Source organism: Mesorhizobium sp. M1428 (assembly GCF_040317515.1).
In the GTDB taxonomy this organism is placed as follows: domain Bacteria; phylum Pseudomonadota; class Alphaproteobacteria; order Rhizobiales; family Rhizobiaceae; genus Mesorhizobium.
This window is the reverse complement of sequence record NZ_JAMYKT010000044.1, coordinates 1-26,818: the sequence shown is the minus strand read 5'-3', so window position 1 is coordinate 26,818 and position 26,818 is coordinate 1. Positions and strand designations below refer to the sequence as shown.

The 26,818-nt window shown below is 60.1% G+C and carries 21 protein-coding genes and 2 pseudogenes; 13 read left to right on the top strand and 10 right to left on the bottom strand.

All coding sequences use genetic code 11. From position 1 onward, the window contains the following. Positions 1-92: 92 nt before the first annotated feature. From NKG60_RS30885 to galE, 5 genes are all read left to right on the top strand, one after another. Positions 93-365, top strand: coding sequence for a type II toxin-antitoxin system VapB family antitoxin (locus NKG60_RS30885; RefSeq protein ID WP_352869660.1), 273 nt, complete (start codon positions 93-95; stop codon positions 363-365). A gap of 6 nt (positions 366-371) precedes the next feature. Beyond that, a complete protein-coding gene (locus NKG60_RS30880; RefSeq protein WP_352869658.1) occupies positions 372-1,046 on the top strand; it encodes a general stress protein in 675 nt (224 codons plus the stop codon). A gap of 128 nt (positions 1,047-1,174) precedes the next feature. Further along, positions 1,175-1,432, top strand: a complete 258-nt coding sequence (locus NKG60_RS30875; RefSeq protein ID WP_352869656.1) for a hypothetical protein — start codon at positions 1,175-1,177, stop codon at positions 1,430-1,432. A gap of 421 nt (positions 1,433-1,853) precedes the next feature. After that, the gene (locus tag NKG60_RS30870; RefSeq protein ID WP_352869654.1) at positions 1,854-2,828 is read left to right on the top strand and encodes a UDP-glucuronic acid decarboxylase family protein; all 975 of its coding nucleotides are present in this window, start codon (positions 1,854-1,856) and stop codon (positions 2,826-2,828) included. Further along, complete coding sequence (gene galE, locus NKG60_RS30865) at positions 2,825-3,799, top strand: UDP-glucose 4-epimerase GalE (RefSeq protein WP_352869662.1); 975 nt, start codon at positions 2,825-2,827, stop codon at positions 3,797-3,799. Before NKG60_RS30870 ends, galE begins: the two co-directional genes overlap by 4 nt. A gap of 157 nt (positions 3,800-3,956) precedes the next feature. Here galE and NKG60_RS30860 read toward each other — a convergent pair whose 3' ends face one another. The 6 genes from NKG60_RS30860 to NKG60_RS30830 form a co-directional block, all read right to left on the bottom strand. Then, positions 3,957-5,777, bottom strand: a complete 1,821-nt coding sequence (locus NKG60_RS30860) for an ABC transporter ATP-binding protein (protein WP_352869652.1) — start codon at positions 5,775-5,777, stop codon at positions 3,957-3,959. Then, complete coding sequence (locus tag NKG60_RS30855) at positions 5,774-6,763, bottom strand: glycosyltransferase family 2 protein (protein ID WP_352669258.1); 990 nt, start codon at positions 6,761-6,763, stop codon at positions 5,774-5,776. Before NKG60_RS30855 ends, NKG60_RS30860 begins: the two co-directional genes overlap by 4 nt. After that, positions 6,760-9,777, bottom strand: coding sequence for a trifunctional glycosyltransferase/class I SAM-dependent methyltransferase/polysaccharide deacetylase (locus NKG60_RS30850; protein WP_352869650.1), 3,018 nt, complete (start codon positions 9,775-9,777; stop codon positions 6,760-6,762). The genes NKG60_RS30855 and NKG60_RS30850 overlap by 4 nt, the downstream gene beginning before the upstream one ends. 6 nt (positions 9,778-9,783) lie before the next feature. Then, positions 9,784-10,866 (bottom strand): glycosyltransferase family 2 protein, encoded by a 1,083-nt coding sequence (locus NKG60_RS30845; RefSeq protein ID WP_502911927.1) that lies wholly within the window; start codon positions 10,864-10,866, stop codon positions 9,784-9,786. 92 nt (positions 10,867-10,958) lie between these two features. After that, positions 10,959-11,954: a glycosyltransferase family 2 protein gene (locus NKG60_RS30835; RefSeq protein WP_352669250.1), complete on the bottom strand. Its 996-nt coding sequence runs from the start codon at positions 11,952-11,954 to the stop codon at positions 10,959-10,961. A 303-nt stretch (positions 11,955-12,257) separates the two neighbouring features. Beyond that, entirely contained in the window at positions 12,258-13,844 is a 1,587-nt protein-coding gene (locus NKG60_RS30830; RefSeq protein ID WP_352669247.1) for an adenylate/guanylate cyclase domain-containing protein, read from the bottom strand. Positions 13,845-14,015: 171 nt separating this feature from the next. On the opposite strand from NKG60_RS30830, the pseudogene NKG60_RS30825 reads away from it, so the two are divergent. From NKG60_RS30825 to NKG60_RS30805, 5 genes and pseudogenes are all read left to right on the top strand, one after another. Then, positions 14,016-14,193, top strand: a pseudogene (locus NKG60_RS30825) (transposase); the annotation flags it as partial. Between the two features lie 97 nt (positions 14,194-14,290). Continuing rightward, on the top strand, positions 14,291-14,611 hold the full coding sequence (locus tag NKG60_RS30820; RefSeq protein ID WP_352669244.1) for a sunset domain-containing protein: 321 nt from the start codon (positions 14,291-14,293) through the stop codon (positions 14,609-14,611). Between the two features lie 394 nt (positions 14,612-15,005). Further along, positions 15,006-15,265, top strand: a pseudogene (locus tag NKG60_RS30815) (inositol monophosphatase family protein); the annotation flags it as partial. A 101-nt stretch (positions 15,266-15,366) separates the two neighbouring features. Beyond that, positions 15,367-15,600: a DUF6429 family protein gene (locus NKG60_RS30810; protein WP_352669241.1), complete on the top strand. Its 234-nt coding sequence runs from the start codon at positions 15,367-15,369 to the stop codon at positions 15,598-15,600. Positions 15,601-15,633: 33 nt separating this feature from the next. Then, on the top strand, positions 15,634-15,900 hold the full coding sequence (locus NKG60_RS30805) for a hypothetical protein (RefSeq protein WP_352976532.1): 267 nt from the start codon (positions 15,634-15,636) through the stop codon (positions 15,898-15,900). A 41-nt stretch (positions 15,901-15,941) separates the two neighbouring features. On the opposite strand, the gene NKG60_RS30800 is transcribed toward NKG60_RS30805, so the two are convergent. The 3 genes from NKG60_RS30800 to NKG60_RS30790 all read right to left on the bottom strand — a co-directional run bounded on the left by NKG60_RS30800 (position 15,942) and on the right by NKG60_RS30790 (position 19,377). Beyond that, a complete protein-coding gene (locus NKG60_RS30800) occupies positions 15,942-16,490 on the bottom strand; it encodes a class I SAM-dependent methyltransferase (RefSeq protein WP_352669238.1) in 549 nt (182 codons plus the stop codon). A gap of 124 nt (positions 16,491-16,614) precedes the next feature. Next, the gene (locus NKG60_RS30795; RefSeq protein WP_352976530.1) at positions 16,615-17,451 is read right to left on the bottom strand and encodes a PA3715 family protein; all 837 of its coding nucleotides are present in this window, start codon (positions 17,449-17,451) and stop codon (positions 16,615-16,617) included. Positions 17,452-18,282: 831 nt separating this feature from the next. Continuing rightward, entirely contained in the window at positions 18,283-19,377 is a 1,095-nt protein-coding gene (locus tag NKG60_RS30790) for an autotransporter outer membrane beta-barrel domain-containing protein (protein ID WP_352669234.1), read from the bottom strand. A gap of 400 nt (positions 19,378-19,777) precedes the next feature. Between NKG60_RS30790 and NKG60_RS30785 the strand changes: the two genes are divergently transcribed. Further along, positions 19,778-21,247, top strand: a complete 1,470-nt coding sequence (locus tag NKG60_RS30785) for a caspase family protein (protein WP_352669232.1) — start codon at positions 19,778-19,780, stop codon at positions 21,245-21,247. Positions 21,248-21,502: 255 nt separating this feature from the next. On the opposite strand, the gene NKG60_RS30780 is transcribed toward NKG60_RS30785, so the two are convergent. Further along, a complete protein-coding gene (locus NKG60_RS30780; RefSeq protein WP_352976537.1) occupies positions 21,503-22,702 on the bottom strand; it encodes an IS256 family transposase in 1,200 nt (399 codons plus the stop codon). A gap of 57 nt (positions 22,703-22,759) precedes the next feature. Between NKG60_RS30780 and NKG60_RS30775 the strand changes: the two genes are divergently transcribed. Together NKG60_RS30775 and NKG60_RS30770 are read left to right on the top strand one after the other, a co-directional pair. Continuing rightward, entirely contained in the window at positions 22,760-22,963 is a 204-nt protein-coding gene (locus NKG60_RS30775; protein WP_352669230.1) for a hypothetical protein, read from the top strand. A gap of 419 nt (positions 22,964-23,382) precedes the next feature. Continuing rightward, positions 23,383-25,932 (top strand): caspase family protein, encoded by a 2,550-nt coding sequence (locus NKG60_RS30770; RefSeq protein ID WP_352869641.1) that lies wholly within the window; start codon positions 23,383-23,385, stop codon positions 25,930-25,932. The last annotated feature ends 886 nt before the right edge of the window (positions 25,933-26,818 follow it).

The following is a 26,818-nucleotide window of genomic DNA, read 5'->3' as shown; positions in this document are numbered from 1 at the left end:
CCAACAGCCAGATCGACGATCTCCTGCCTTGGGTCTACATCAACAAGCTCGAGCTCAAGGCCGTGGCCTGAGAACACCGCTTACAGTGATGAATGATGGCGTTCCACATCAAGAATCCCGAGACCGACGCGCTGGCCCCGCGGGTTGCCGCGCTTAAGAGGACTGGTTTGACAGAGGCCGGCCATGCCGCGCTCGAGCATGAGCTTGAGCGCGAACAGGCTAGAGCGTCCTGGTGGAGATCGGCGTCAGGTTCTGCCGGGATCTGCGAGCCCAGGGCAAGCCTGATCAAGGCAGACCCCCCGACAAGGCGTTTTCGCGACAGCCTGTACGAGAATGCCGCTTCAAAGGGGCGGCGGGCGACTTGATGCCAGATGATGCAGACGATCAGCAGGCTCTTCGATACCTATTCCCAGGCGTCACATGCAGTCAGCAGGCTTCAGGCTGCCGGGATTCCTCGCCGGCAGATCAGCGTCGTCGGCTCTTACAACGACAACCAAGAGCCGATCAGTGTTGCCGGAGCTTGCGATGATGAGATGAGCACTCTCTGGCGGGGTGCGGGCGTCGGCGCCGTCGTTGGCGGGCCGGCCGGTCTGCTGGCCGGCTTTGGCGCTTTTGGAGCTCTGGGCATCGATCTTGCGGGGGTGGCCGGCATGGCCTTGATCGGCATGACATGGGGCGGCTTTGCCGGCGGGCTCGTCGAGACGCTCACAGGCTTCCCTCAAACGCCACGCCAGCCCAAGATTGCAGAGGGTGTCATTCTTGTAATGGCTCGCGTCGACGAAAAGCAGGCGGGCGCCGCACAGGTAGCGCTTCTGACCCCCGCACAGCATCGGTCTTTTCCGGGCCGAGGAGCGCTTACTCACGTTCAAAAGTCGGCTCCGCGCCCGATCTGGCGTGAGATGAAGCTCGTCCGCGAAACAGGAATTAAAAGCGAGGCGCGCCCCATGAAACTTTCGCAAAATAAAACCTTGGAGGCATGGGGGCTGCTTGCTCTTGTAGCGTCCGTTGTCCTTTCCGTACTGCTGGCAGGTCTCATCCTTGGCTAAAGCCATGCGCGTTGCCACCGGCGCCGAGGTCCGGCAGTCGGCAACTGGCCAAAGGTGTGGTCAGTTCGAAGGATCAAACCATTCGTGCTAAGTGTTGATAGCTTGTCGCCATAGGAGAGGAAGCCAACGTGGACAAACGGGCTGAAGGAGACGCGGGGAAATCGGCTCGAGGCGAGTTCGAGCTCAAAGCCGAACGATATGGCGTGAACGCCTTTCTTCTCGTTGTCGAACTTGTAAATCTGCTGGAGAAGCGCGGAACGATCAGCAGCGACGACGTCGTGAAAATAGCCGAGGCCGCCGCACTTGCCGTTGCCGCGTCAAGTCAACCCGACGTGAACAGCATCAATCTGTTGCAGGCCATTGCTGCCGCACGCCGGCCCAAATAGGGGCAAGCGACGCGGCCCAGACCGGGCCAGACCGGACAGATACTCCGAGGCCTCCCGAACCTCGAATGGAACCGAGGCGAAGGCTGCGCGGTCTTCAGGCAGCCCTCTGATTTACTTGCAGAAACGACGACCGTTGAGGTGATGAAGGAACTCCGGGAACCAAGCTGTCCACGGTGCATCCGCTTTGGCTGGCGTCCCCGGAAGCTTTTCGACCTTTCTGTCTCGACCTCCAGCCTAACTGCGGTCGAACGTGAAGTAGCTCGGGATGTGGCAATCCGCTGCAGGACAGCCAATGAATTGGGAATCCTCGCATTTTGACAACAATGTCCTGTCGGTAACGAAAATTGAAAGCACGCCGCTGGTCAATCGGCCTAATCTGGTCAGAGATTAGGGTGGGCTAAATTGCCTTGGAGGCGCCGAAATGCAGCGGGCAAAACGAATCCTGGTGACAGGAGGCGCGGGTTTTCTGGGATCGTTCTTGTGTGAGCGGCTGCTTGGCGAAGGCCACGAGGTTGCATGCGTGGACAATTTCTTCACCGGAAGCCGAAGAAATGTCTCGAATTTGCTCGACAACAGATCCTTCGAGATCATTCGCCACGACGTGACGTTTCCGCTCTATGTGGAAGTTGATGAGATTTACAATCTTGCCTGCCCTGCGAGTCCCGTTCACTACCAGTCCGATCCGGTCCAGACGACCAAGACCAGCGTTCATGGCGCGATCAACATGCTGGGGCTCGCCAAGCGGGTTCGCGCCAAGATCCTTCAGGCGTCCACGTCGGAAGTTTACGGCGACCCCGAAATTCACCCGCAGACCGAGGATTATTGGGGCAGGGTAAACCCGATTGGACCGCGTGCTTGCTACGATGAAGGCAAGCGATGTGCCGAAACGCTGTTTTTCGACTATTGGCGGCAGCACACGCTGCGAATCAAGGTAGCACGCATATTCAACACATATGGCCCGAGGATGCGTCCGGACGACGGCCGCGTTGTCTCCAATTTCATCGTACAGGCCCTGCAGAACGAGCCGATAACGGTGTACGGCACCGGCCAGCAGACCCGCTCATTTTGCTATGTCGACGACCTCATCGACGGTCTGGTTCGAATGATGCAAACGGATGACGATGTTACCGGTCCGATCAATCTCGGCAATCCGGTCGAATTCACGATGCTCGAACTCGCCAACCTTGTGATCGAACTCACGGGAAGCCGGTCGACCATCAGATTTTTGCCTTTGCCCATCGACGACCCAAGCCAGCGCCAGCCCGATATCGGAAGTGCCCTGCGTGAGCTCGATTGGAAGCCAAGAACGACGTTGCGCGACGGCCTTGTCAAGACCATTGCCTATTTCGAGGGCTTGGTTTCGTCGGGGTATCTACGGCCCGCCGCTGCCGAATGAAGACAGTCCTGGTCACCGGTGGGGCCGGCTACATCGGATCACACTGTTGCAAGGCCTTCGCCGAATCGGGTTGGTCGGTCGTCACGTATGACAATCTCTCGCGCGGTTGGCGCGACGCGGTCAAATGGGGGCCGATTGTCGAGGGCGACATTTCCGACGCCGAGGCCGTGTCGGCGGCTTTACGCCAATATCGGCCTGATGTGGTGGCGCATTTTGCCGCCTATGCCTATGTGGGCGAATCTGTCGAACATCCGGGACTCTACTACCGAAACAACAGTTTCGGGTCGCTGGTGTTGCTCGAGGAAATGTTGAAGGCCGGCGTCGGCAGGCTGATCTTTTCCAGCACATGTGCGTCGTATGGCGTTCCGGTTCGCTCTCCGATTGACGAAACTCATCCACAGTCGCCCATCAATCCCTATGGATGGTCGAAATTAATCATAGAACGGATGGTGGATAATCTCTCCTATGCCCATGGCCTCGACGCGGTCGTGCTCCGTTATTTCAACGCAGCCGGATGCGATCCCGACGGCGAAATCGGTGAATGGCATGAACCGGAAACACACGTCATACCGCTGGCTATCGAGGCGGCGGTCAAGCGGGACCGGATTTTTACCGTCAACGGCATCGACTTCGATACCCGCGATGGCACCGCGGTGCGGGACTATGTCCATGTCACCGATCTCGCCCGGGCTCACGTCCTGGCAGGTGAGAAACTGCTCCGCGACAAGGGTGTTCACGTCTACAATCTCGGGACTGGAACTGGCACGACGGTGAAGGAGCTGGTCGATGCGGTGAGCCGGGCTTCGGGATCGCGCCTTCCTGTGGTTTACGGTCGGCGCAGGGCAGGTGACCCGCCAGCGCTCGTAGCCGCGGCCGGCAAAGCGGAGCGGGAACTCGGCTGGGTGTGCGAGCAATCCGGAATAGACAGGATCGTCGAGACGGCGCTGGCTTGGTATCGTGGCCGATTGTGACAGGCGCGCCACCTGCTGGCCTGCTCTGTCCGTTGTCGAGAGAGCAGCGACGGCCCGGCCGACGAGGTCTCGATTCACTGCCCGCGCCGGATCAAGTCGATGCAGAGGCTCCGCGTCTGCACACGGCATTGGGGGCAATTGAAGACATAGAGTAGGGTCACCGTGCTTTATCCTCAGAATCGGAAGCACATACGATTTCATGCTGGCGACGTTGGTATTGAGGAACAACGACGGAGGCAGGTCCTTGGCTCTTGATCATGCCGTTCTCTATCCAAATAACATTGGCGGCGTCACGCGCGCTTTCTATCCGATGCGTGATCAGCAGAATTGTCCTTTTGCCAAGCTGCCTGTCAATCGCGCGCCGTACCTGATCCTCGAGCGCGGTGTCGAGTGCGTTCATGGCCTCATCCAGGATCAGAAAGTCCGGATTGCGCAATACAGCTCGTGCGAGGCCAATGCGCTGCCGCTGGCCGCCGGAAAATCGCAGCCCCTCCTGCCCGATCCAGGTATCGTAGCGATCGGGAAGATCCTCGACAAACGACGCGACGCCGGCACTGCGGGCAGCGACAATAATCTCTTCTTCGGTCGCATCGGCTTTGGCCATTCGGATGTTCTCAGTCACCGTGCCCTCGACGAGGTCGACGTCCTGGCCCGTTACGGCGATCTTGGACAGCCAGTCGTCCCGCCTGATGTCTTGCAGCCGGGCACCGCCAATCCTGATGTCGCCAGAAGTCGGTTCGTATAGCCGTAGGAGGAGGTTCACGATCGTCGTCTTGCCAGCGCCACTTGCGCCGATCAGCGCCGTGGTTTCTCCGGCTGTAATCTCGAACGACAGGTCAGTGAGCACCGGCGCATTTTGATCATACCCAAAGCTCACGTGCTCGAAGACGATACTCGCGTTCAAAGGTCCGAGTGCTATGGTGCCCTGCGATGGATATTCCTTGTCCTCGGACTGGACCATCTCCAGGACTGAGCGCAGTTGCGGCTGTATCTGCGCCAGAAACAGCAGATTGCCCTCGAACTCCTGCGTATGCGGCTGCAGCCGATATAGCAGGGCCACGGCGGCCAGCGTCACCTCGAAGCTGATATGCCACCACCCGGAGACCAGCACGATGGAGCCCAACATTCCCAGGTAGCCGATTTCGGTCATTGGGCCGATCCACGACGAAAGGCGAATCATGGACAGCGATGCGTCACGCGCGGCCGCCGACGATTGCGCGAAGCGACGCTGATGAAGCGCCTCCTGTCCATAGGCGCGGATGGTGCGCAACGCCTGGAGCGTCATGAGCATGTGCTCGCCGAGCGACTGATGGATCTTCTTCACCCGGTGTCCCAGGTCCCGCGCCGGTCGCGAAAAGATGCGCAAGATCGCCGAGATCGCCATCGAGCCAAGGGCTGCGATCAGCAAGATCTTCCAGGAGATCGTGAGCAGAAAGACGGCGAACACGAAGATAGAGCAGCTGTTGATGATGAGCCGTGTTACCGCGCCATAGGCTTGCGCAACCAGCCACGATTCGGTCCCGAGCACCTCCATCAGCTGCGATTGCTCGTGCCGCTGGATGTATCCAAAGGAGACCCTGAGATATTGTTCGTGCACGAGGTTGCGCACGCGCTCGCTGATCCGTTCACCGATACTGGAGCTTATCAACGAATACAGCAGAGCCAGTGCTCCACGCGCGAGGATGAGCAGGAGGATCGCGAAGGCGAGCCGGGTAGGACTACCGAACCAGGCTACGGCCATGCCCAGCATTCGACCCTGAAGGCCATTTCCAGCCTCCGTGATCCGGCTGGACACCAGATAGAGGAACAGCAGAATCAGGGTGATGCCGAGCGTCTCGGCCAATGACGACAGAAAGCCTACCGCGAGCAGCGCGGGTGTCGCCCAGCGCGGCTTGCCAACGATGCGAAGCAGGTGCGAAAGATCGCGCAACGAAGCACGGACCGCACCGCGGCGTATGGCCCCGTTCTCGTCGGTCATTTCACTTCCCCAATAGGGAACCGTACGGTCAGCCGCGGCCGGACAGGCAGGCGAGCGCGCACCAACTTCGTCGCGACGCGCTTGGCCAAATGCGCCCCGATCAAGGGCAAATCCACGGCGATTATCCGCATGGCGATAGCGGGATGACGGCGAAGCAGCAACGACAGGATCGGCAGCACATACCTTAGGCGCCTCTGGCGCAACGTCCGCTCCAGGAGCCAGGCCGAATAGAAATGCAGACCTTGGCGCAGCGTGGAAGCCGCATTGGGGTGGCGGGCGAGCATCTCGTCCACCACAAGCATCCAGGAGCGCAGCATTCGTGTCATGTTGCTCGACATATTCCCCGGTAGGTAGCGATACCCGACCAGCGGCTCTTCGACGACTTCGAACTGATATGTTTCCGCGACGCGACAGTAGAAGAGGATGTCCTCACAACCCTGCGCGCCGGCCTCTCGCAGCCGGCCCTCGAAACCTTCTGCGTCGATCAGCGCCTGCCGGCGCACCAAGGCAGCGCTGCCGTTGCCAACAAAATTGCCATGGAACAGACGTTCAAGTACATCGCCCCGCCAGTTTGGGCGATGTTGATCATCCGTTACCGCGCCCTGCGCATCGATGACCAGATACCAGCAGTAGACGAGCCCCACTTTCTCGTCCGCCCGATCGAACACAGCCAGTTGCCGCTCAATCTTCGTCGGCGCCCACAGATCGTCGGCATCGACAAATGCAATCAGATCAGACCGCGCCGCTTGCCAACCCGTATTGCGGGCAGCAGCCACGCCAGCGTTTTCCTGCTCGATCAGCCGCACACGCGGGTCGGCCTCCATGTGATGTCGGGCGATGGTGACAGTCTGGTCGCGCGAGCCATCGTCGACGACAATAATCTCGAGCGCGCGGTGAGACTGCGAGCGGACGCTGCGGAGCGTCTCGTCAATTGTATCTTGGGCATTGTGAGCCGGGATAATGACACTGACGAGTTTGCCGTTCATTCGAGGACGGCCTCCACCATCGCAACAAAGTCGTCGAGCGAGCGATCCCCGCGCACCTCGATGCGGGGAAGGTCGATGGGATCGCAATCGAGGTCCGCCGGCCCGTATCTGCCCCCGAAGCCGATTCGATAGCCGCACTCCTTGGCCAGCCTGCCAAGCCGTCGGTCGGTGACAGAGAAGGGTGCCGCGAACGCCGTGGTTGGCCGACCGGTCCACCGCTCCACGAACATACGCGAGCGCAGCAACTCAGAGGCCAGCTCGGAGCTCGAAAGACCATCGATCGCACGATGCGTTGCCAGATGACTTCCGAAGAACGCGCCTTCGGCGGCAAGGCGTCCCACGGTCCGGGCATCCATGAGTGGTGCCGGCGGACCTCTGTCGGCATCCCACTGCGCGCTCACACCCACTAGATCCGTTACCAGGAACACTTCCGCGGTCAGGTCGTTGGCGCGCAAGGTCGGCCAGGCATGGTCGGCAAAGTTCTGGAATCCGTCATCGAACGTGATGAGCACCGGGCGGCCCACGAAAGGGTGACGGTTGGCGATGAACCATTTCAGCTGCTCTGACATGATCGCGTGGAAGCCGTTGGCGCGCAACCACACCATTTGGCTGTCGAACATAGCGGGTGCAACCCGATAGCGGGCGAGCGCGGCCGGACCTTCATAGGCGACGCCGTGATACATGAGGACAGGGATACGCTCCCGGCGCTCGCTGCGTGCGACGTCGCGGCGCAAGGCCCGCGCCCCGCCCCAGACGATCTTCCGCGCGACCTCCGTCTCGATTGGCGCCTGGATTGGGACCTCATCGATCCTCGCTTCCATCGACACATCCTGCGGCGACAGGCGGCGGAAGCGGTCAATGCGATAGAGCTCGGTTTGGATCGATCGCTCGAGGACAATGCCTTCGGTCGCAGCCAGCGTCTCCGAGATCAGTTTCGCTCCGAATTTGTGGTCCCAATCAAAGCCCGTTCGTTCCATATTGTCACGAAGCACGAATGCATGCGCGGTGACGAAGCTGCCACCGGGGACCAGCGCCTGCACCAGTTTTGTGGCGACGCGCCGCAATTCGGCGAGATCGTCCAGGAAATAGAGCACTTCCGAGCAAACGATCAGATCCATGGCACCCGGCAGGGTATCGGCGGCGAAATCCAGTACGCCGAACTCGACGTTCGGTTGGTCCCTGCACCGCTCACGCGCGCGTTCGACGGCTACGGCAGAGATGTCGGTTGCGGTTAGATGACCCACTCGCCGGGCCAACTGCCGCGTGAAGTGGCCCTCCGCGCAGGCCAGCTCAAGCGCTCGCCCGATGGGACCGGCCGGCAGAATTTCGAGCTGCCGCTCATATTTTTCCTGCTCGTAGGGTGAACTGTAGTTCCAGGGATCTTCGGTCGCAAAATAGCGATCCCAGAACGACTTGCGATCCTTGTCCCGGCCACCGTCCGCCTGCGCACGCCGCGGCGCTGCAAGAGGCTCTTTAGTTTCGGCGCTCGACCGCACCAGACGTTGCGCTTCCGCTGCCAATCCCGCGAGTTTGCCGAAGTGGCTGTCCCGATCAGACCGGCGTCCAGCTATTCGCATCATGGCCTGTGCAGCCAACATATCTGTCTTGCCGGTTCCTGCGTCCTGTTCCAGGGGCAGCGAAGGCGAACGGCTCGCAAGCCGCGCGGCACCCTTCCAGAAGCGGAATGCCATGCGCTTAAATCCGGAGAGATCGCGTGTGACCGCTTGGGCAGGCATTACATTCAGTAGCAGTTCAATCCAGTGACGCTTTGTCACTGTCCCGAGTACGCCGAACTGGACGAGAGCCTCGATCCGGCCATCCACCATCAAATAAGCATAGATTTGATCGATCCCTTCAGGCAGGTCGGTTGAGGTCGGATTTCGGGCATCGACGCGAATCCCGAGCGTCCGCGCCAGTCTGCGTGGAGCGGCGAGATTGTCGAAGTCGAGAAGCATTTGCTCGAGATGATATTGTACGCGACGACCCGCAACCGGATCTCTCCAGATCTTGGCGAGTTCAGCGATCAGATCGGTGAGGGGACCGCCGAACCTTTCCCATCTCGCAGCCAATTGCTGCGGCGCCGCAAAACTCCCTACCATCAGACCGTCGAAGACCACCTTTGCGATTTCACGGGCCCATTCAAATCTGGCCGGGAGCGCGCGCAGCGTCTGCGGCTCGATCGACCCGCCGCCACTGCCGCAATCTGATGCGGCGTTCCACAACACGAACCACGCGAGTGCTTCGGAAGCGGTTCCGCCGTGCGCCGAAATCGCTCCATTGGCGTGAGCGGATGCCGGGTGCTTGACCCTGGGATCGGCGGAAAAGCCGCGAGCGATAACGATTTCCGCGTCTGCCAGCATTTGCGTCGAATTGCGGGTGAGCGAGCCGGGGCTGTTCCGATAGAAAGCGAGCGGCTCGTCCACCATCACCCAGCGTTTGCCTAAACGCGCGACGCGCTGCCACAAATCCCAATCCTCGCAGGTGCGCAACGAAACGTCGAAGCCGCCCAACTCGGTAATTGTCGCGCGATCGATTAGCAACGCGTGAGTGCGGATGGCGCAGCGGCGCGCGAATGTCTCGAAAGGCTGGATTGCGACCTCGGGCGCACTGCTCGGTGGGGTAAGTGCACCATCGGGCATCACCCGGCGAGAACCGCAATAGGCAGCTACTGAATCGGGCGAGGCTTCCAACACGGCCAGCATTTTCGCCAGAAAGCTGGCGTCCACCCAATCGTCCGCGTCCAGGAACATCAGCCAGCGTCCGCGCGCTGAAGAGAGCCCCTGATTGCGCGCGCCGGCGGCGCTATGGGCAGAAGAACTCAGCGTGCGAAATCGGGGATCGCGCTCGACATAACTGGCGATGATTGCGGCGGTGCCGTCACTCGAGCCATCGTCGACGATGATCGCCTCCCAATCAGTGATATCCTGACCGAGGAGACAGTCGAGTGCTTGTGCCAGCGTCAGCTCCGCGTTCCGCGCGGGCACCACGATTGAAACCCAGGGATTGTCCGCCACGTCGCCCTACCTGCGCTTGGTTCGGAGGTAGAACAGGATTCCTGAGGCGTAGCCGGCGATTTCATGCCAAAGGAAACGATCCTCGGCGGTCCTGCGTCCAAACAACCTTCTGCGAACTCTGCCCAGGTACCAAAGCGGCTTCCATTTGAAAGCCTGTCTCAAATTCGCCTTCACGCCAGTCCGTTCATGCTGGACGAGCAACGCGGCCGAGTGACCGCGCATGTAGAAATAGATTTGCCTGGCCAGGCCTTCCATCGTCCGCCTGTGGAAATGGAATGCGACGGAGGTGGGCTGGTACCGGCAATCATATCCGTTGGCGAGAAGCCGATACCAATATTCGGAGTCGCCCGAACATCCAGCCTGGCCGACGTCGAGGCGCTCGTCAAACAGCCCCGCGCGGTCAAACACCTCGCGCCGGAAGGCCATGCTGGCACCGGCACCGATTTTCCAGGCCGGGAACACCTCGTGCTTGCTGGCGGCAAAGTCGGCGGCGCGGAAAAATTGGGGTATGTAGCCTTGCCCGAAGCTCCAGAACGTCTCGAAATAGCGCTGCGCTTCGGTGGCAAGTTCGGCTGGCAGTACAAGGCCAGTCACCGCGCCGATCGAAGGGTTGTCGAATGCTATGATCAGCTGCTCAAGCCATTGCGGATGAAGCAGAACGTCATCGTCAGTGTAGGCAACGATTTCCGAGCATGCACGCTCAGCCCCCCGATTACGGGCAATATCCAATCCGGGTCGATCCTCGCGGACGTATATTGCGCCGGCAGCGACCGCTACCTCGCGCGTTTCGCTGCCTGTCGATGCGTTGTCGACCACGATGATCTCTGCCGGAGGGACACTTTGCTGTGGAAGCGACGAGAGGCAGCGCCGCAACTCGTTCGGCCTGTCGCGCGTGCATATGACCACGCTGGCGCGCGGCAGGTTCAGAACCTGTGGGGTAAGCCTTGGGGCCGCAGCAGCCTTGATCGGGGTAATGCGGCACTCACCGTCGCTCCCTCTGAGCAAATGCCCGACTGGAAGCCCGTCGCGCCACACCACGATCATGCCGGAATCGCAATCCTCGGGTGCGACCTGGGTGTCTAAATCCACGTGACGTATACCTGTGCAGCCATCCGGGCCAAACAGCCTGTAGAGTTCTGCATTCGCCAGATTTGCGCGCCGGTTCGGCGTCAAAGGCATCTTCACCAGCTCATTTCGCTATAGAGGGGTCGAAATTCGCTCTTGTCGTTTCGCATTCGTCGCACGCTCTTTTTGAGCCATCGAGGAACCAGTCGGCCCCTGCAGTATTCTTCCAGCATATTGGGCAGGCGGGAGATCGCAACGCCTGGTTCCATCACAAAGAGTCTCCTCAGCAGCTCGCCTGCAGCGAAAAACCGTCCCTCAATCAAAGCTCTTGTGGCAAGCCAATGGATCATGTCGACCAGATGGGCATCGAAATCGCCCCCGAATGACGGGTATCTTTCACGAAATTCGGCAAGAACGATTTCGCAGGAACGAAGCATCTGCATGACATCGCTCGACATGTTGACGTTCGTCATCCGGTAACCGACAAGATGCTGCGGCACGAGGCGGAACTCATAATTTTCCGCTATTCTGAGGCACAGCAGAAGGTCCTCGCAGCCTTGCGCATTCCTAGCTCGCAAGGACGGATCAAATTGCCCCACTCGCTCGAATGCGGAGCGACGTAAAAGCACCGAACTTCCGTTGCCGACCACGTTTTGTCTGCACATGCGCTGGAGTACCTGACCTTGGGCGTCGGGCTGATGGCGGAGCGAAAATACCCGACCATCCTGGTCGATGTGTGCAAACCAGCAGTAGGCCAATCCCGCCGAAGAGCCGCCTTCGCGCAGGGCGCGCAATTGCAGTTCGATTTTCGATGGGGCCCAAAGATCATCAGCGTCGACAAACGCCAGAAATTCCGCGTCGGTGGAGGCCGCGCCGCGGTTGCGAGCGTGCGCAACGCCACCATTCGACTGTCTTATGAGCCGTACACGTCGATCTTTCTCGGCATAGGCGGCCACGATCGATGCGGACTTGTCCGCGGAACCATCGTCCACCACAATAATATCCAGTGCCTGATAGGTTTGCCGGCAGATGCTGGTCAGGGTGGAGCAAATGGTTTGCTCCGCATTGAACATGGGGACCACGACTCCAACCGTGGTTCTGTCCTGGATCATCAGCGACTTCGTTTTCTCCCCTGGTTGAAAAACGGCTATGCTGTCACGGTGTCAGTACTGATCTTCAATTCGGGGCGAATTCGGGGCAAGATTGCTCGGGTGCGTCCGCCTGCCCAAAAAAGTGCGATCACGACAAGATCACGTCGAACTCAGGAAAGAGGCGCGAGAGCCGTCGCGTCTCGGAACGCCGTTCCTAGTCGCACCTCGTGATAGCACCCGAGTGCGTCAATAACGGTGGCCGAGACGGCATTGAACCTGATTTCTGTGGCAGGCTCCGGTCGACATTGCGTCACGAACAAGAACTTAAAATGCGGCGGGCTTCGTTCGGATGGTTAAGGCCAGGAGCGCCTCCGAAAGTCGTTTCTTCGCCCGCTCGACGCCGTTCTCGTCGATTGCCTCAACGTCGAGGAACAGGTCGAGGCCAGTCGCGTGCTCGCTGATGACCTGAGGGCGCTGGGCGAGTTCACCCAGGAGGCCCTCGACTTCGTAGGGGACGACCTCCCGGCTGATCCCCTTCATGGCAATCGGTGCCAACGGACGTGCTCGGACGAGGTCGCGCACGAGCGCGTAAGTCTCGTAGCTGAGGCAGATGCCGCCGGGCTCGGCAATCGACTGCAGACGGGCCGCCAGGTTCGCTTCGGCTCCGATGATCGTGTAGTCCATCCGATCATCGGAACCGAAGTTCCCAACATTGCAATAGCCCGTGTTGATGCCCATGCGAGCTCGGAAGGGCCGTTCAACTCCGCGATCACGCCACACCCTGTTCAACTGCTCCACCCGACGCTGCATGTCGACAGCCATGCGCAAGCAGGCTCTCGCGTCTTCCTCGACGCCTTGCGTCTCGGGGTCGCCGAAAAACACAAGAAGCGCGTCGCCGATGAACTTGTCGACGGTGCCGCCGTGTCTGAGCGCGATCGTCGACATCTCGGTGAAATACTCGTTGAGGAGAAGCGTCAAGTCCTCGGGCTGGAGCCGTTCCACGATCGCGGTGAAATCCTTGACGTCGGAGAAAAAGATCGTGAGCTTCTTACGCTCGGTCGCGATGGTGACGTCCTTCTGGCCGCTGAAGATGCTTTTGTAGATTTGAGGCGAAAGGTATTTGGCGATCTTCAATGAAATCGCGGCCAGGAAGTCGTTTGCCTCGGAAAGCTCCTTGTTGATCCCCTGGATCAACGCGGACTGCCGACGCTGCAGGAGAATGAACGTCAGGCCCGCCGCCGCCGCGAAGCCGAAATATAGGAGCAGATACTTGAAGGTCAGCACGTTCGCAGCAATAGGCTGATTGACCGATATCTCCTGGATACCTCGAACATCCCCTACCTTCCAGTCGGTCTTGGGGCTGTCCGGGTGTGAGTTATGGCAGGTCACGCAGACTTGTCCCATTATTACAGGGGCCACGGCGCGGACCTGCCGGTCAAACAGTGAACCCGAGACTTCGATGATCGGCTCCTTCGGGTTGGCGCGCAAAGCCAAGATTGCATTCCGCTCGAACGCATCGAGCTGGTGGGGGGCGCGACCTTTGAAAGGCAGATCCGAGACGAACCGATATTTGACGGACCCGTCGTGGGCGCTGATGCGCTTGCCAAGTTCGATCGAGAGGGTCGCCGGAATAGGGATCGCACCCGGCACGTCCCGGTAGTTGTGCGTCGCAGTCACGGCGCCGTGTGCCTGCAGCACGCGTCCCACGACATCGCTGCCGTAGAATCCGCGCATTTCGTCGATGATCCGGCTGATTTCGCTGGCTTGCCTGCGCAGCATGCGTTCCGACAGGTCTCGCAGGTCGAGCCAGGCTGCCACGGGCAGACCGATAAGGCCAATGACCACCGCCGCCACCAGGAGCGGTCCCATGGCGCGCTGCTGACGCGCAATCTGTTCACCCAGTCCAGCCATTGTGCAAGCGCCCGGCCGTCTTAGTATCTGAACTATAGCTCATTCCCGGCACGGTACCAGAGTCAGTGTCCGCTCGATGAAAACGGTATTATGGCGCAACCGCCACGGGATTTGCCGACCTAGCAGACAAACATATCATGCCGGTGAACCGGCATGATCAGGTAAATGGTGGCGGAGGAATATTTCAGCCGGTTGCGTCGGGCGGAAATCGGCCTTGGTCACCATATCGCTGGCGTCTATCTCCTCCGCTACGCTCAGGAAGCGGCATGGCGCGAAGACAAACCGGCGCAACACCAACGGCGAACAAGTCGAGCGTCTTGCCGGAAACGCTTTGAAGCAGAAACCATGAGTCGATTTCACCGGCTATTGGCAACGCCGTCTGGCGGCATAAGGCCAGTTCTGGACTCTCTGCCGCAAAGGAAGCATTCTCCCCAAGGGGAGAAGGCATGGTCCGCCATTATCAGGACACTCGGTACAACCGCGCGCGTTATCGCCGCAGGCGCCATCGTTCGGATGGGACGCCATTGTGGGCGAAGATCGCGACCGGGGGAGCGGTCTTGGCTGGCCTGCTCGCCCTTGAGCTCGCTCCCGCCGCTGTAGGCTGCGGCATCAAGGGCAATATCAGCTACAACACTGGCGAGAAAATCTATCACGTTCCCGGACAGGAATATTATAGGGAGACGCGCATCAATCTTCTTAAAGGCGAACGCTGGTTTTGCTCTGAGGAAGCTGCGCGCAAAGCGGGATGGCGGAAATCTAGGGTTTAGACAAGGGTCCAGCGGCGCGAGCGCCCGTCGTGTAGGGTCACGCTGGCATTGATCTTAAGCGATGCGCTCACCGCACCATACATCAAATGCAATTCTTCTCGCGTAGGCGCTTCAACGCCCTTTGAGCGGAGTAGGACCAACGCTATCTCCTCAGCGCTCATTGGCGCTGTAGCGGTCCTCAGAGCGTCAATGGCGGCCCGGATGATATAGCCGCGCTTGAACAGTGGGTTTGGATCGCCGCTTGACGGACATGGCGCGGGCATTGAAGCCAGGTTCCAACAAATGCAGGACCGCCTCGACATGCTTCATGTCTTCGATGAGCTTCGCGGCCTGCTTCTCGTGGTGCCTGAGCCTTCTGCGGCCGGAGAGCGCGTCGGAAAAGAAAGTGTCCCGCGAAACGTATCCGCGTTTCGGCCGCACTATGAAATGGGACACCGCGGCGGGTGACGCGGTATTTCGCGCTGCCGGCAGCATGACGTGCACCTGAATGGTGCGCCGCTCGCCTACGGTCAGCGCAACCAGAGCGACGACGAGGATTTCGCCGATCCGCATTTCATTGCCGGCGGCAATGGCTGCCACGGCCGCTTAGGCATCATGATGAACTCCAATCCCGTCCCGGATTGTCGCCCCCCAATGACGCCGTCGAGGATGTGACGCCTGAGTGGAGCATTTGTTTTCAGGCGAACGCTCGTGGCAGGCAGTAGCCATCCGGTGTGGATCGTGGCAGAGGCCTTCTCCCATGTTAGACTGCTTGCATGGAGATCGACACCGACAAGATCGACGATGCCGTTATGGGCCTGCTTTGGCTGACGCTGCATGAAGAGAGGCGCGCCTGGAAGGGGTTGGATTGGAATGCTCTGGATCGCCTGCACGAGAAGGGGCTGATCGCGAATCCGGCAAACAAGGCGAACTCAGTGGTTCTGACAGATGAGGGACTGCGGCGTGCGGAGAAGCAATTCCGAGTTCTGTTCACCCGTCCGGCGCCATGAGCCGTGAGCGCTGAACGGGCGCCTGCGAGCTGATTGCGCACATGGCTGAATTTGGACACCGGCGGCGCGCTGACCGCAGGCCGGACGGCCAGCGCTCTCGCCGTGACGGCCAAATTGGTATTCGTCACCTACGCCAGCGGGCGCATCCGGTCTGTTAAGGCGGTGGCAGAGAACACCGCGGCCGCGGCCCTCAATGTCAACGGCATTGGCGCGAAGTCCATCTGCAAAAATGCTTTCTGCCGGCGAATCGGAGCTCCCGGGGTGAGTTGCAGCCAGCAGCGGGTCGGCGCCCGCTGCTGACACATGGGATGTTAGTGGGGCAGATTGCCACTGGCGAGGCCCTATGGCTGCGGATTTCCTGGGGTGGGTTTCTCCAGCACCAGCACATGACTACCAAGAGGCGACGTGTGAGTGCTCTTGACCTGGAAACCCTCGTCAGAGAGCGTTTCGATAAATTCGCCATCCGTTCCAGGCGGAACGCGGGCAACGACGTTCGAGGTGCGCCTCACAATATTGGAAAGCACCCTTCGCGCCTTGCCTGGGCCGATGTTGCGCTGCATGTGCTGATAGACGGCCAGCAGCAGGACGATATCATATTTCGGTAGAAGAATATTGCCGAGGCGCCGGCTGCCAAGATTCAGGCGATCGAACCGGGCATGCACCGGGGAGCCGCTCAATAACATTTTTGCAGTCTCGATATGCGGCTTGGCAATGTCGATCCCATGGATCGAACTGGGTTTCAGCTTGGATATCTCATAGGCGACAACACCCATATTGCAGCCAACATCGAGAATGGATTTTCCGGCGTAGTCGACCTTTGCGGAGAATAGTCCGTCCAGTCTGTCGTCCCACGTTCCGGCAAAACCCCTTTTGAATCTTGACCACCACAAATCATCAGCTCCTTCGAGAAGAGCCCCCTTGCGCGCCTCCTAGCACGAGAGAATTAACGGTCGATACCCATTCAACTGGAATTGATAACATTGACGAACCAAGGCAGGGACGTGTGCGGCCGCGTCACAACCCCATCACCTTGAGTGCCGCGGGGACCGCATAGCGGCTGCCGTCATAGCGCAGCCGGTAGGTACGCTTCACAGCCTTGCCGGGATGGGACTGGCATTCGCCATTCTGGTCGGGGAAGGGATTGTCGGTATTCGTCCGCTCAACCGCGGTGATATCGTGATAGCCATGATGGCTCGCCGGGCTTATCGCCAGGCTGACCTGGCTGGAATGAAAGGATCCGGCGCAACTGCCATCGCTGTCGCCGCCAGAGCCGGCCACCACGAGGCCGTCGAGCACCACCTTGAGTTCACCGCGCACGAGAGCGTAAAGCCGCAGGTCGGTTTCAGTGAAGGGGGCGGTCAGCGAATGGTGCGCCATTTCGATGCGCAGGCCGAATGCGCTGACATCGGGGGCCAGTGCATAACGGCCGGTGTCGAATTCCACCTTTTCAATGACAATCATGTCATCGGTCATCAGACCGGGTTGGAGCAGGCGCTGGCGCACCCGCAGGCTCTTCCTGTCGATGACCAGAAGCTCGATATCGCCGACATGCAGGTGGTCGGCGCTAGCGGTGTCGATCAGCGGCACTGCGACCAGTAGCAGGTCGTCATGGGCTGGCCAGGTCCTGCAGGCCAGTCCGAATGGCGCATCGCTCTGCGGGAGCGTTGAGACGATGCTGGTATGGGGTTCAAGCGTGAACGAGGTGCCGCCGGCGCTCTTTCGGGCCTTGGGATAGGCCTGCTGCACCAGCGCGGCGGCATCGGCGCAATCGCCCGCCGCAGCCCGGGCGGGCGACAGGCTGGCGGCGGCGAGCCCTAGGAAGAGGAAGAGGGTACGCGACAGCATTCGCATGGGATTCTCACGTCGCAGCGCCGAATGCCGGCAGGCATGTCTACGCGACATTGCTGGCGGCGCACAGGGGCTAAAGGAAGCCGCGGCTAACGCCACGGCGATGACATGCTGAGAGAGTTCGTTTGAAACTTCAAGATCCGGCCCTAACTGCCAAAATTCTGACGGCTAAGTGCCATACGATGGCCGGCCTAGCGCAGACCCGATCTTCCGCGGATCGAGAGGTGTCTCTTGGGAGTCCCGGATCAAGCTCTGTACCGCCGTGAACCGTTATCGGATCGGCCCACCCTTCAAGCCGGACCGGCGCGTCTTGCTCAAAAAAGAAGTGTAGCGTCGGCAGCTTTCAAGAAGGCAAAGGCGCTCGCTTCCTCTCGAAGATGTAGGAGCTCGGTCTCCACACCCTTCGACCGAATCCCGTTAACGGGCCAGTGCGCGGGCGCGGGCTGAAAAAATGGGGTGCAGTGAGGGTTCGCAGCGACTGCGCGGCGCATAAAGGCCGGCATACTGGCGACCCTAAAGCGCCTTGGAAAAGCAGCACTGCCTCGGCGCGACCCCGGTTTGATCTGTCGTTGTGGCTGAGCTGGTTGGCTCGTAGGTTTCGCGCGGCCGACCGAGCGGAGCCACCACCGCGATGACGAGGATTCGCCAATCTGCATTTCATCCCCAGCGGGAAGGCCACCATCCGCGCTTGGGCACCCTGCTGGACCCGCTCCCCGGGTCATCGCCCGCGCTATTGACCAGCCGCATCAAACGCATCCCGCCGCTGAATAGCTGGTAATGGCGATGATCAGCTTTTTTGCTGGCCAGCCCAATTACCGGATCCCAATCCCGAATTCAAAAGGCGATCTTCACACCCAGCTTGCCGCTGACGGTTGAACTGTCTTGAGACCACTTACCGCGAATTTCGCTGCTGAGCATTATCGATTGAGACATTTTCAGGTTGAAGCCGGACGACAGTGCAGCCGAAAAGTCCGCGTCGTCAAAGTCACTCTGTCTACCGTCGGCGCTTGCCGTGTTGGAATAGCCGAAGCGCTGCTGGATATCCAATCGCGCATAGGGGCTGATCACCATGCCATTGCCGAGCAGAAAATCACCGTAAACTCCAGGTTCGAATTTGACTGCGCCAAACGACAACCGGCTCTTTCCATAGACAGTGTCAAAGCTGTCTGTGTATCCATCGCCGGTAAAGATGACGCCCAACAATCCGCCACGGATGTCGAGTCGCACCCGATCGGTCAGGTTGAAGATGCGACCAATTGAGCCTGTTAGTGCATAACCCTGTGTGTCGTAGCTGCCGAAAGTGCGTCCCCCCCTTTCGATGTCGGTGTTCCCAAGGAAGGCAGATGCTGCCACGAGCGCATAGCTCGTGCCGCGTCGAATGAGCCCGTAGCCGCCGAACATCCCACTTCTGTTGGTTGCTTCACCCTCCCCGATGAACCCGAACGCATCGGAATCGACTTTGGCCGAGGCATACCCGGCGAACAGGCCGAGGTTCAGTCCATGCTCGCTGCCGAATCCAAAATGCTTTGCGGCATTGAAGTCGACGCTGATGGCAGCGGAGAATTCATCGACGCGGAAGCTCGGCCCATCGAGCACGCCCAAGCTATTCGAAATCGAGAAGCCGTCATGTTCCGTGCGAGCCAACTGACCGGAAGCGAAAACACCGAACGGCGTAGACTGGGCGAGCGGAACCCCGTTCGCGAGGCCGACGTCCGCTTCGACCACGCTGTCAACTACATCACCAAGCGCCCGCAAAGACGTGTCGACAATTACGCTGTTGGTCGCACCTCCAAGATAGCAGTTCGTGTCCAGAAAGACGCCTTCACTGTCGATAATGCAGGCGCTTGCTTGAGAAGGCAGTAAGATCAATGCAGCGGCAAACGAGAACATGCCCGCTGCGCACAAGCGCCGAGCGAAGCTTTCCTTCATTGTCCTTTCCCCTCTTAACTACAAAGCCAATGTAATAAGGGATGCGATACGCAGAAGAGTCTCAATGCAATATCTGGCTGTGGCAGCGTGGGTGCAACATATTGCACCGGCGCTGCCAAGAGTGTAGCAGGTTCTCGCCGCGTGGGATATGGGTTTCGTACATTGCTCGATTTCTGCTTGCTAGAACCTGCGGCGGAGCTTGCCGACCGGATTGTCGATTGCACGCGCCAGCGCTACTCTCTCGGATGAGCACTGCGTCAAGAAAGCGGGCTAGCACCACCCTTGCGCTTTCTTTGAGGTGATTTCTGGTGTAAAAAAGCCGCTGCACTCCGAGACATAAGTTTCACGCGCAAGAGTAGCGTGAGCCGGTTCGACACTTCGACGACTCTGAGATTGTCGCATGCTGAAACGAGCCTGTTACAGGACCCACAGCCCCTTCCTGCGCATCATAATGGTTCTGCTGGTGGCACTGGTTGGATCGGTACGCGCTCAAGCGGCGGTCGAAGATGAACCAACGGAACAACCAAGCAAGCGGCTCGCCATTGTCATCGGCAACTCCGACTACCAAAGCGTTCGTCTCCCACACTTGCCCAATGCGGTGAACGACGCCACAAGGCTTTCCGAAAGCCTGAGAAGGCTGAATTTTGATGTGCTGCTGGGAGTGGATCTCTCCCTTGCCGGTTTCGGCGAACTCTTTCGCCATGCCGATGGCAAGCTTGTGGGCGCTAGCGCGGTACTGATCTTCTACGCCGGCCATGGCCTGCAGCTTCAGGGCGAAAATTACCTGCTGCCGGTCGACACGCCCGATCCTGAAACCATCGGGGAACTGACTGCGAAAGCAATCAAGCTTAACGACCTGATCGCACGATTCTCAAGTCGGGAACGGCAGACCTTCATTTTCCTCGACGCGTGCCGAAACAACCCGATGGGCAAAGGCCCAAGCGTAATGAATGGGCTCGCGCAGGTCGAAGTGGGCGAAAACACGTTTGTTGCCTTTGCAACCCAGCCAGGCAACATCACGGCGGACGGCTCGGGAGACAACAGCCCGTTCACTACAGCCCTGGTGAAGAATGTCGAGATCCCAGGGCTCAGCATTTCGGACATGATGATCCGCGTGCGCAACGAGACTGAAGCACTCACTGCCGGTCGTCAGGTCCCGTGGGATCAGTCCAATCTTCGCGAGCAGTTTTACTTCACCGAGCAGCAAGTGCTCGACCCGGCTCAGTTGAGCGCCAGCCTATCGCGTATCCTGTCGGATCCTGTCGCGAAGCAAAGACTGCAGGTAGAACTTGCTTCCAACGACTTGCAGACTGCGGTGATTATCGTGGGACAGACTTTACGATCGCTGGACGCCTCGGCGCCATCCGGCGCTTCAGCCGATGCGGTCGGTACGGAGACTGCCAGCCTCGAAGGGGCCCGGAAAAGTGTGATCTCCGGTCTTGAAACATTGATCGTTGGCACGCAGGCTGGTGCAACGAAGCCTGAAAAGAAAGCCGAGCTCGTACGCAGTGTCCAGACAGAATTGCGCCGCCTGGGTTGTTATCGCATGACGGTTGACGGAGATTGGGGCAAGGGCTCGCTCCATGCTCTCAGCACGTATTACAAGAACATCAAGCGGACACCGTCGGCCACCGAGCCGACCGTTGAACTTCTGGGGGAGCTCTTTTTGCACTCCGGCCGCATCTGCAAAGACCCCGTGACCGTACTGCAGAGGCCAAGGCGAGCAAGTGTCGCCTCAGACGTCGCCCCCGTGCGGAAAAAGGGTGCTCCCAGCCGAAAAAATGCCAGAAACTCGCAGCCGCAATCCTCGCCTCCCGCAGCGGCTCCTCCCGATATCAGTGGCGGAATTGGGATTGGCGGCGTTTTCTAGAGAAGCCATTGTTCCACGCGTACCCTTCCTGGCACGCGACCACAGCATGGCGTGGTTTAGGCCCGCCTGCCGCAGCTAAAGCAACCTGGCTCGTACCGATCGCTGTTCCGGCGATCCGTTCGGCGTATATGAACGATTGTCTGGTGAGGTGCGCAGAAGGTTGGATACGAGTTCCTCTCCCTCCGCGATCGTGTCCCGCGGCGTGGTGTAGCTGACGACATTGGTCGCCGTGCTCTCCGGCATGGGCCGGGCTGATCAGCGCGCCACGGCTGGCAGGCTGATCAGGGGATCATCGCTCATCTGGCTGATCGTTTCCAGAGTCATATATCTGGCCCGCTGCACTGCCCATTCATCGTTCTGTTCGAGCAGGATTGCGCCCACGAGGCGCACGATCGCGTCGTCGTTCGGGAAGATTCCGACGACCTCGGTGCGCCGCTTGATCTCGCCGTTGAGGCGCTCGATGGGATTCGTCGAGTGCAGCTTGGCACGGTGCTCCTTCGGGAAGGTCATGTAGGCAAGTACGTCCGGCTCGGCGTCGTCCATGATTGTCGCCAGCTTCGGCACCTTCGGCCGGATCTGGTCGGCGACGGCGCGCCATTGTACGGACGCGGCCTCGGGCGTTTCCTGGGCGAAGGCGGTGGCGATGAAGGCTGAGACGACCCGGCGCCCGCTCTTGCCGGCATGGGCCAGCACGTTCCTCATGAAGTGGACGCGGCACCTCTGCCATGTCGCGCACAGCACCTTGGTGACGGCCGCCTTGATCCCTTCGTGGGCATCGGAGACGACGAGCTTGACGCCGCGCAGGCCGCGACGTGTCAGCTTGCGCAGGAACTCCGTCCAGATCGGCTCGGCCTCCGACGTGCCAATCTCCATGCCCAGCACCTCGCGCCGGCCGGCCGCGTTGACGCCGACGGCGATGATGACAGCGACCGAGACGATCCGCCCACCGCGGCGGACCTTCAGGTAGGTGGCGTCGATCCACAGGTATGGCCAGTCGCCCTCGATCGGCCGCTCAAGGAAGGCCTTGACCTTGCCGTCGATCTCCTCGCACGGCCGAGAGACCTGGCTCTTCGAGATGCCGCTCATGCCCATGGCCTTGACCAGGTCGTCGACCGAGCGGGTCGAGATGCCCTGGACGTAGGCCTCCTGGATGACGGCGGTCAGCGCCTTCTCGGCCATGCGGCGCGGTTCGAGGAAACCGGGGAAGTAGGAACCCTTCCTGAGCTTCAGGATGCGTAGCTCGACCGTGCCGGCCCGCGTCTCCCAGTCGCGCTCGCGATAGCCGTTGCGCTGGGCGAGCCGCAGCGGATTCTTCTCGCCATAGGCGGCGCCGGTTGCCGCGCCCACCTCCATTTCCATCAGCCGCTCGGCGGCAAAGCCGATCATCTCGCGCAAGAGATCGGCATCCGGGGTCTTCTCCACGAGCGTGCGCAGGTTCATCATGTCGTCGGTTATCGGTGGTCCTTCCGAAATGGGTTGGCGTCAACAACCAAACCCTACCGGAAAGCGCCGATGACCACCGCAAAGCCGCTCGCTCGCTACAGCGCTATCAAGGGCGCGCTCGCGAACGGCTTCGCTACCGCCGAGCTACACCACCTGTGGGGACACGACCCCCTCCGCCATACACTCGGACCCAACAATCTTGCCTCGTCTCGATGGTGGAAAACCGCGCAGAGCCGCCGGGCTTTTCAATTCGAGCTGCCGGGACAATCGTGAAAATGTCGCTTCGCTGGGCAACGGCAAGAGTTTGCTTACGACGGCCGCCGCAGTGCTCAATCCGGTCGACTGTCTAGCGGCCATGTGGTCTGGCGCGGCCGCGGGTCCAGCTCTGTGTCGCCGTGAGCTGTTTCGTGACCCGGATTTGATCCGTAGCGTGGTTGAACTGGCAGGCTCGTAAGTCTCGCGTGGCCGACCGAGCAGAGCGCCAGGGTCGGAAGAGCACGCCTGGAGGTGTGACAGACGTTGCAGACACTCGGTCCCTCATGTAATTTAGCATTCAATCAAGTGAGGAATATGCCCGCTGTCGCGACGGCTTTTCTCTCTTTTTGTCTCGGCAGATTGCATGCTCTCTGACGGACCTTGCTGGCACATGCCGTGTTCTTGTGGGCGAGGCAATAGCGTTCAAGGGATTTGCCATGCTCCGACTTTGCGGAATCATCGCAGCCTTCCTCCTCGCGAGCTTCACGACCTTTGAGGCTTGCGCTGACCGAAGGGTCGCCTTTGTCATCGGCAACTCGGAGTACCGACAATTCCCCGCACTCAAAAACCCGGCCAAGGATGCCGAGGACGTGTCCAAAACGTTCCGACTGGCAGGATTCGACGTCTTTGTCGCAAGCGATCTGACGAAGCTGCAATTCGAGGAGCAGTTCCGCAACTATCTTGCCGCCGCAGACGGCTCAGAACTGGCCGTCGTCTACTACTCCGGCCACGGTTTCCAGATCGGCGGCGAAAATTTTCTGATCCCGGTGGATGCCTCCTTGAAGGAGGCGGCGGACATCGAAGTCCAGGCCATCAAGCTCAACGATGTGCTGGAACAGTTACGCTCGAAATCAAAGATCCAGGTGATCATACTCGACGCCTGCCGCAACAATCCGTTTCCGCGCAAGAATTACTGGCTGAGAGACCAGCTCATTACTGCCGGCAATACCGGGCTCGCGCAGGTGAGGAGCTCGCTGAACACCTTGATTGCTTTCGCCACCGAACCCGGCGCGGCGGCTTATGACGGCGCCGGCGAACTCAGCCCGTTTTCGGCTGCGTTTTCCCGTCGCGCGCTGGCCCCGAACCAGGAGATCCGCACCGTGATGGCGGCGGTGCGCCGCGATGTGGTCGAGGCCACAAACGGCCTCCAGGTTCCCTGGGAGAACTCATCGCTGATCGACGAAGTCGTCCTGATGCGCCGCAGCAATCGACCCTCGCTGCCGCCGGTGCTGGAGAAGGTCGTGCTGTCGGGGGTCGGACCCGTCGATTTGGGTCTGCCTGAACCGGTCGATGTCGATGGTGGCACGATTACCCTGAGCATCGAAAGACCGCCCACCCTGGGGCGTTTGATGCTGGACGGCAAGCCTGTCGAGTTGGGCGTGCCGATCCAAGGCAAGGATCTGCCGCGTCTGCAGATGGATGTTCCCAAGGGAGTCGCCCCGCAGGAAGAGGTCGACATGCTGGCCTATGCGACGCATGACGACTGGGGTGGCCAGACCCAAGGCATCGTCGTGTTCCGGGTCAAGAGCGGCGAAGGCGCGCAAGGCGAACAGATCGTGGCTTCGCTCGAGGCCGAGCAGAAGCAGCAGGTGCTGGAGCGTGGCATTCATATCACCGGCGCGGCCGAGGCGATCGGCAACCGCGACATCGAAGTTCCCGTGGGCGTGGGTCCAATTGCGCTGAACCTGGATTTCCCGACCGATGATCCCGCCGTCAGCCTGAAAGTATCGAGTTATCCGGCAACGGGAACGCTCTCGCTGCCCGATCGAACGCTGTCGCCGCAGTCCAGCCTGATGGCCGGGGAGGTCGACCGGCTGCGCTATGAACCGCAGATCGGCGCGCAAGCCAAGGTCGAGGTCGGTTTCGAAATCCGGGCGGACAGCAGCTCATCAAAGCCGGCCACGATGAAACTGTCGCCGACGATCGATCCGTGCGACACGGCTGCCGGCGAACCTCTCGATCTGCAAGGCGTCACCCCCGGCCTGCTGCCGAACGAAATTGGCGCTAGCGCGGTGGATCTTTGCGAGGCCGCGGCGAAGGCTTATCCGGAAGTCCCGCGCTTCCGCTATGAACTGGGGCGGGCGCTGCTTGCGGCAGGCAAGGTCGAACAAGCCAAGACAGCCATCGAGGAGGCGGCCAGGAAGGGACATGTACGCGCGGTGTTCGAACTCGGCTACATGTATGCGACCGGAACCGGCGTGGCCCTGGACCGCACCCAGGCCAATGCCCTTTACGCGGCGGCCGCCGACAAAGGCGATCCCTACGGGATGACGTCGTGGGGTCGCGCGTTGTTCAATGGCTACGGCGTCAAGCCCGACACCAGCAAGGGTTTGGACCTGCTGCTCAAGGCGGCCGCTATGGGGCACACCTATGCAATGAACGATCTGGCCGCGATCTTCACCGAGGGCCGCAACGGCGTAACCGCTGACCCGGCCCGCGCTGTTGCCTTCCTGCAAGCCGGTGTCCAGCGGCAGGACATGTATTCCATGAACCTGCTCGGGCGCAATTACTTGTCCGGGCAGGGCGTTGAGAAGGATCCCAAAACGGCACTAGCGCTATTTCAGCAGGCAATCGATCTCGGCCAGCCCTATGCGCCTGGCAGCCTCGCACGCATGTATCGGGACGGTGTCGGTGTGGAACGGAGCCTCGCAGAAGCGCAAAGATTGTTCGAAATTGGGATCGCGCGGGGTGATCCGTTCGCAGCTTACGATCGCGCGGCCCTCGAGATGCAAAAGGGCGACAAGACCGACCAGGCCCTTGCCGTGCGCTTCCTTGCGCTTGCGGCCGCACTTGACGTGCGCAAAGAACTGCCGGACGCCCAGAGGACGCTTGCGAAGTTCGGACCGAAGCCAAAAACAGCGGCGTTGAAGCAATTGCGACAGGAAATGAAATCGAGGCTTCCTGGCTCCGGTTCACAAGACACCCAACTGGTTAACGCGGCCAGACGAGTCTGGGAAGAAGCCAATCCGCGTCGGGACTTGTTTTGACCAAGGAGGAGACAATGGCGGGCGGAGTCTTGAAACAAGCAATACTTGGAACAGCGTTATCCGGCTTCTTGGCGGGGCTTATGGGCTGCACTTCCCTGGTTCCGAAACTTGAACCGACGCCACTGGTCGAAACGCCCCAGCCGAAGATCCTTCGCCGGGTTCCTTCGCCGAAGGTCGTCGAGCCCGTTCGCAAACAAAAAACTGCGAAGAAAGTGATTATACCGGTTGAGGACGAGCCTGTTCCCGCGCCTGTCATTCCGTCTGGGGGCGGTGGCGGACGCGGCGGTGGAAGCGGGGGCGGCGGCTGGGGAGGATGATCAGGTCAGATTGAAAAAGGATTGCACGAGCCCAGCGTCCGATGGCGCTATCTGATCCTACCAGACTTGCCAGTCGTCATCGACACCCCCGCCGACACAAAGAAAGCAGGGAGAACCGGCCTTTGACGGAAATGGGTGAAGTCGTCCACAGGCCTCGGTCAGCTAGGCGGGATGATTTAATAGCTGGCCGCACCACGCCTTCCGGGGCGGGGCTGGCCGCTACCTTTGAACCATGAGACCTGACTGCCTTCAGCTGCGCTCGTCAGCACGCGCATTTCGAATAATCCGGCACAGCATGCTCGACATCACCGCGCTCTACACCACGGTCTCGACCCGGACGATACACGCGGTCGGGGAGGGCTTCACAGGTCTATCGTGGAGGCTCTGGAGTGACCAGACAGGGCAGCTTGCGGCATGAGCAGGGCAGCCTTTTCGGAGTTTCAGACAACCTCGAGCGCAATGAACGAGGTCCGTTCGTTCGAACGATGACAACTAAGGAAATAGGAAACAGCCTTTGCGCGCAATTCCGTGCTTTGGCGTTGCCGAGGGTGCTTCACTAGCATTGATCT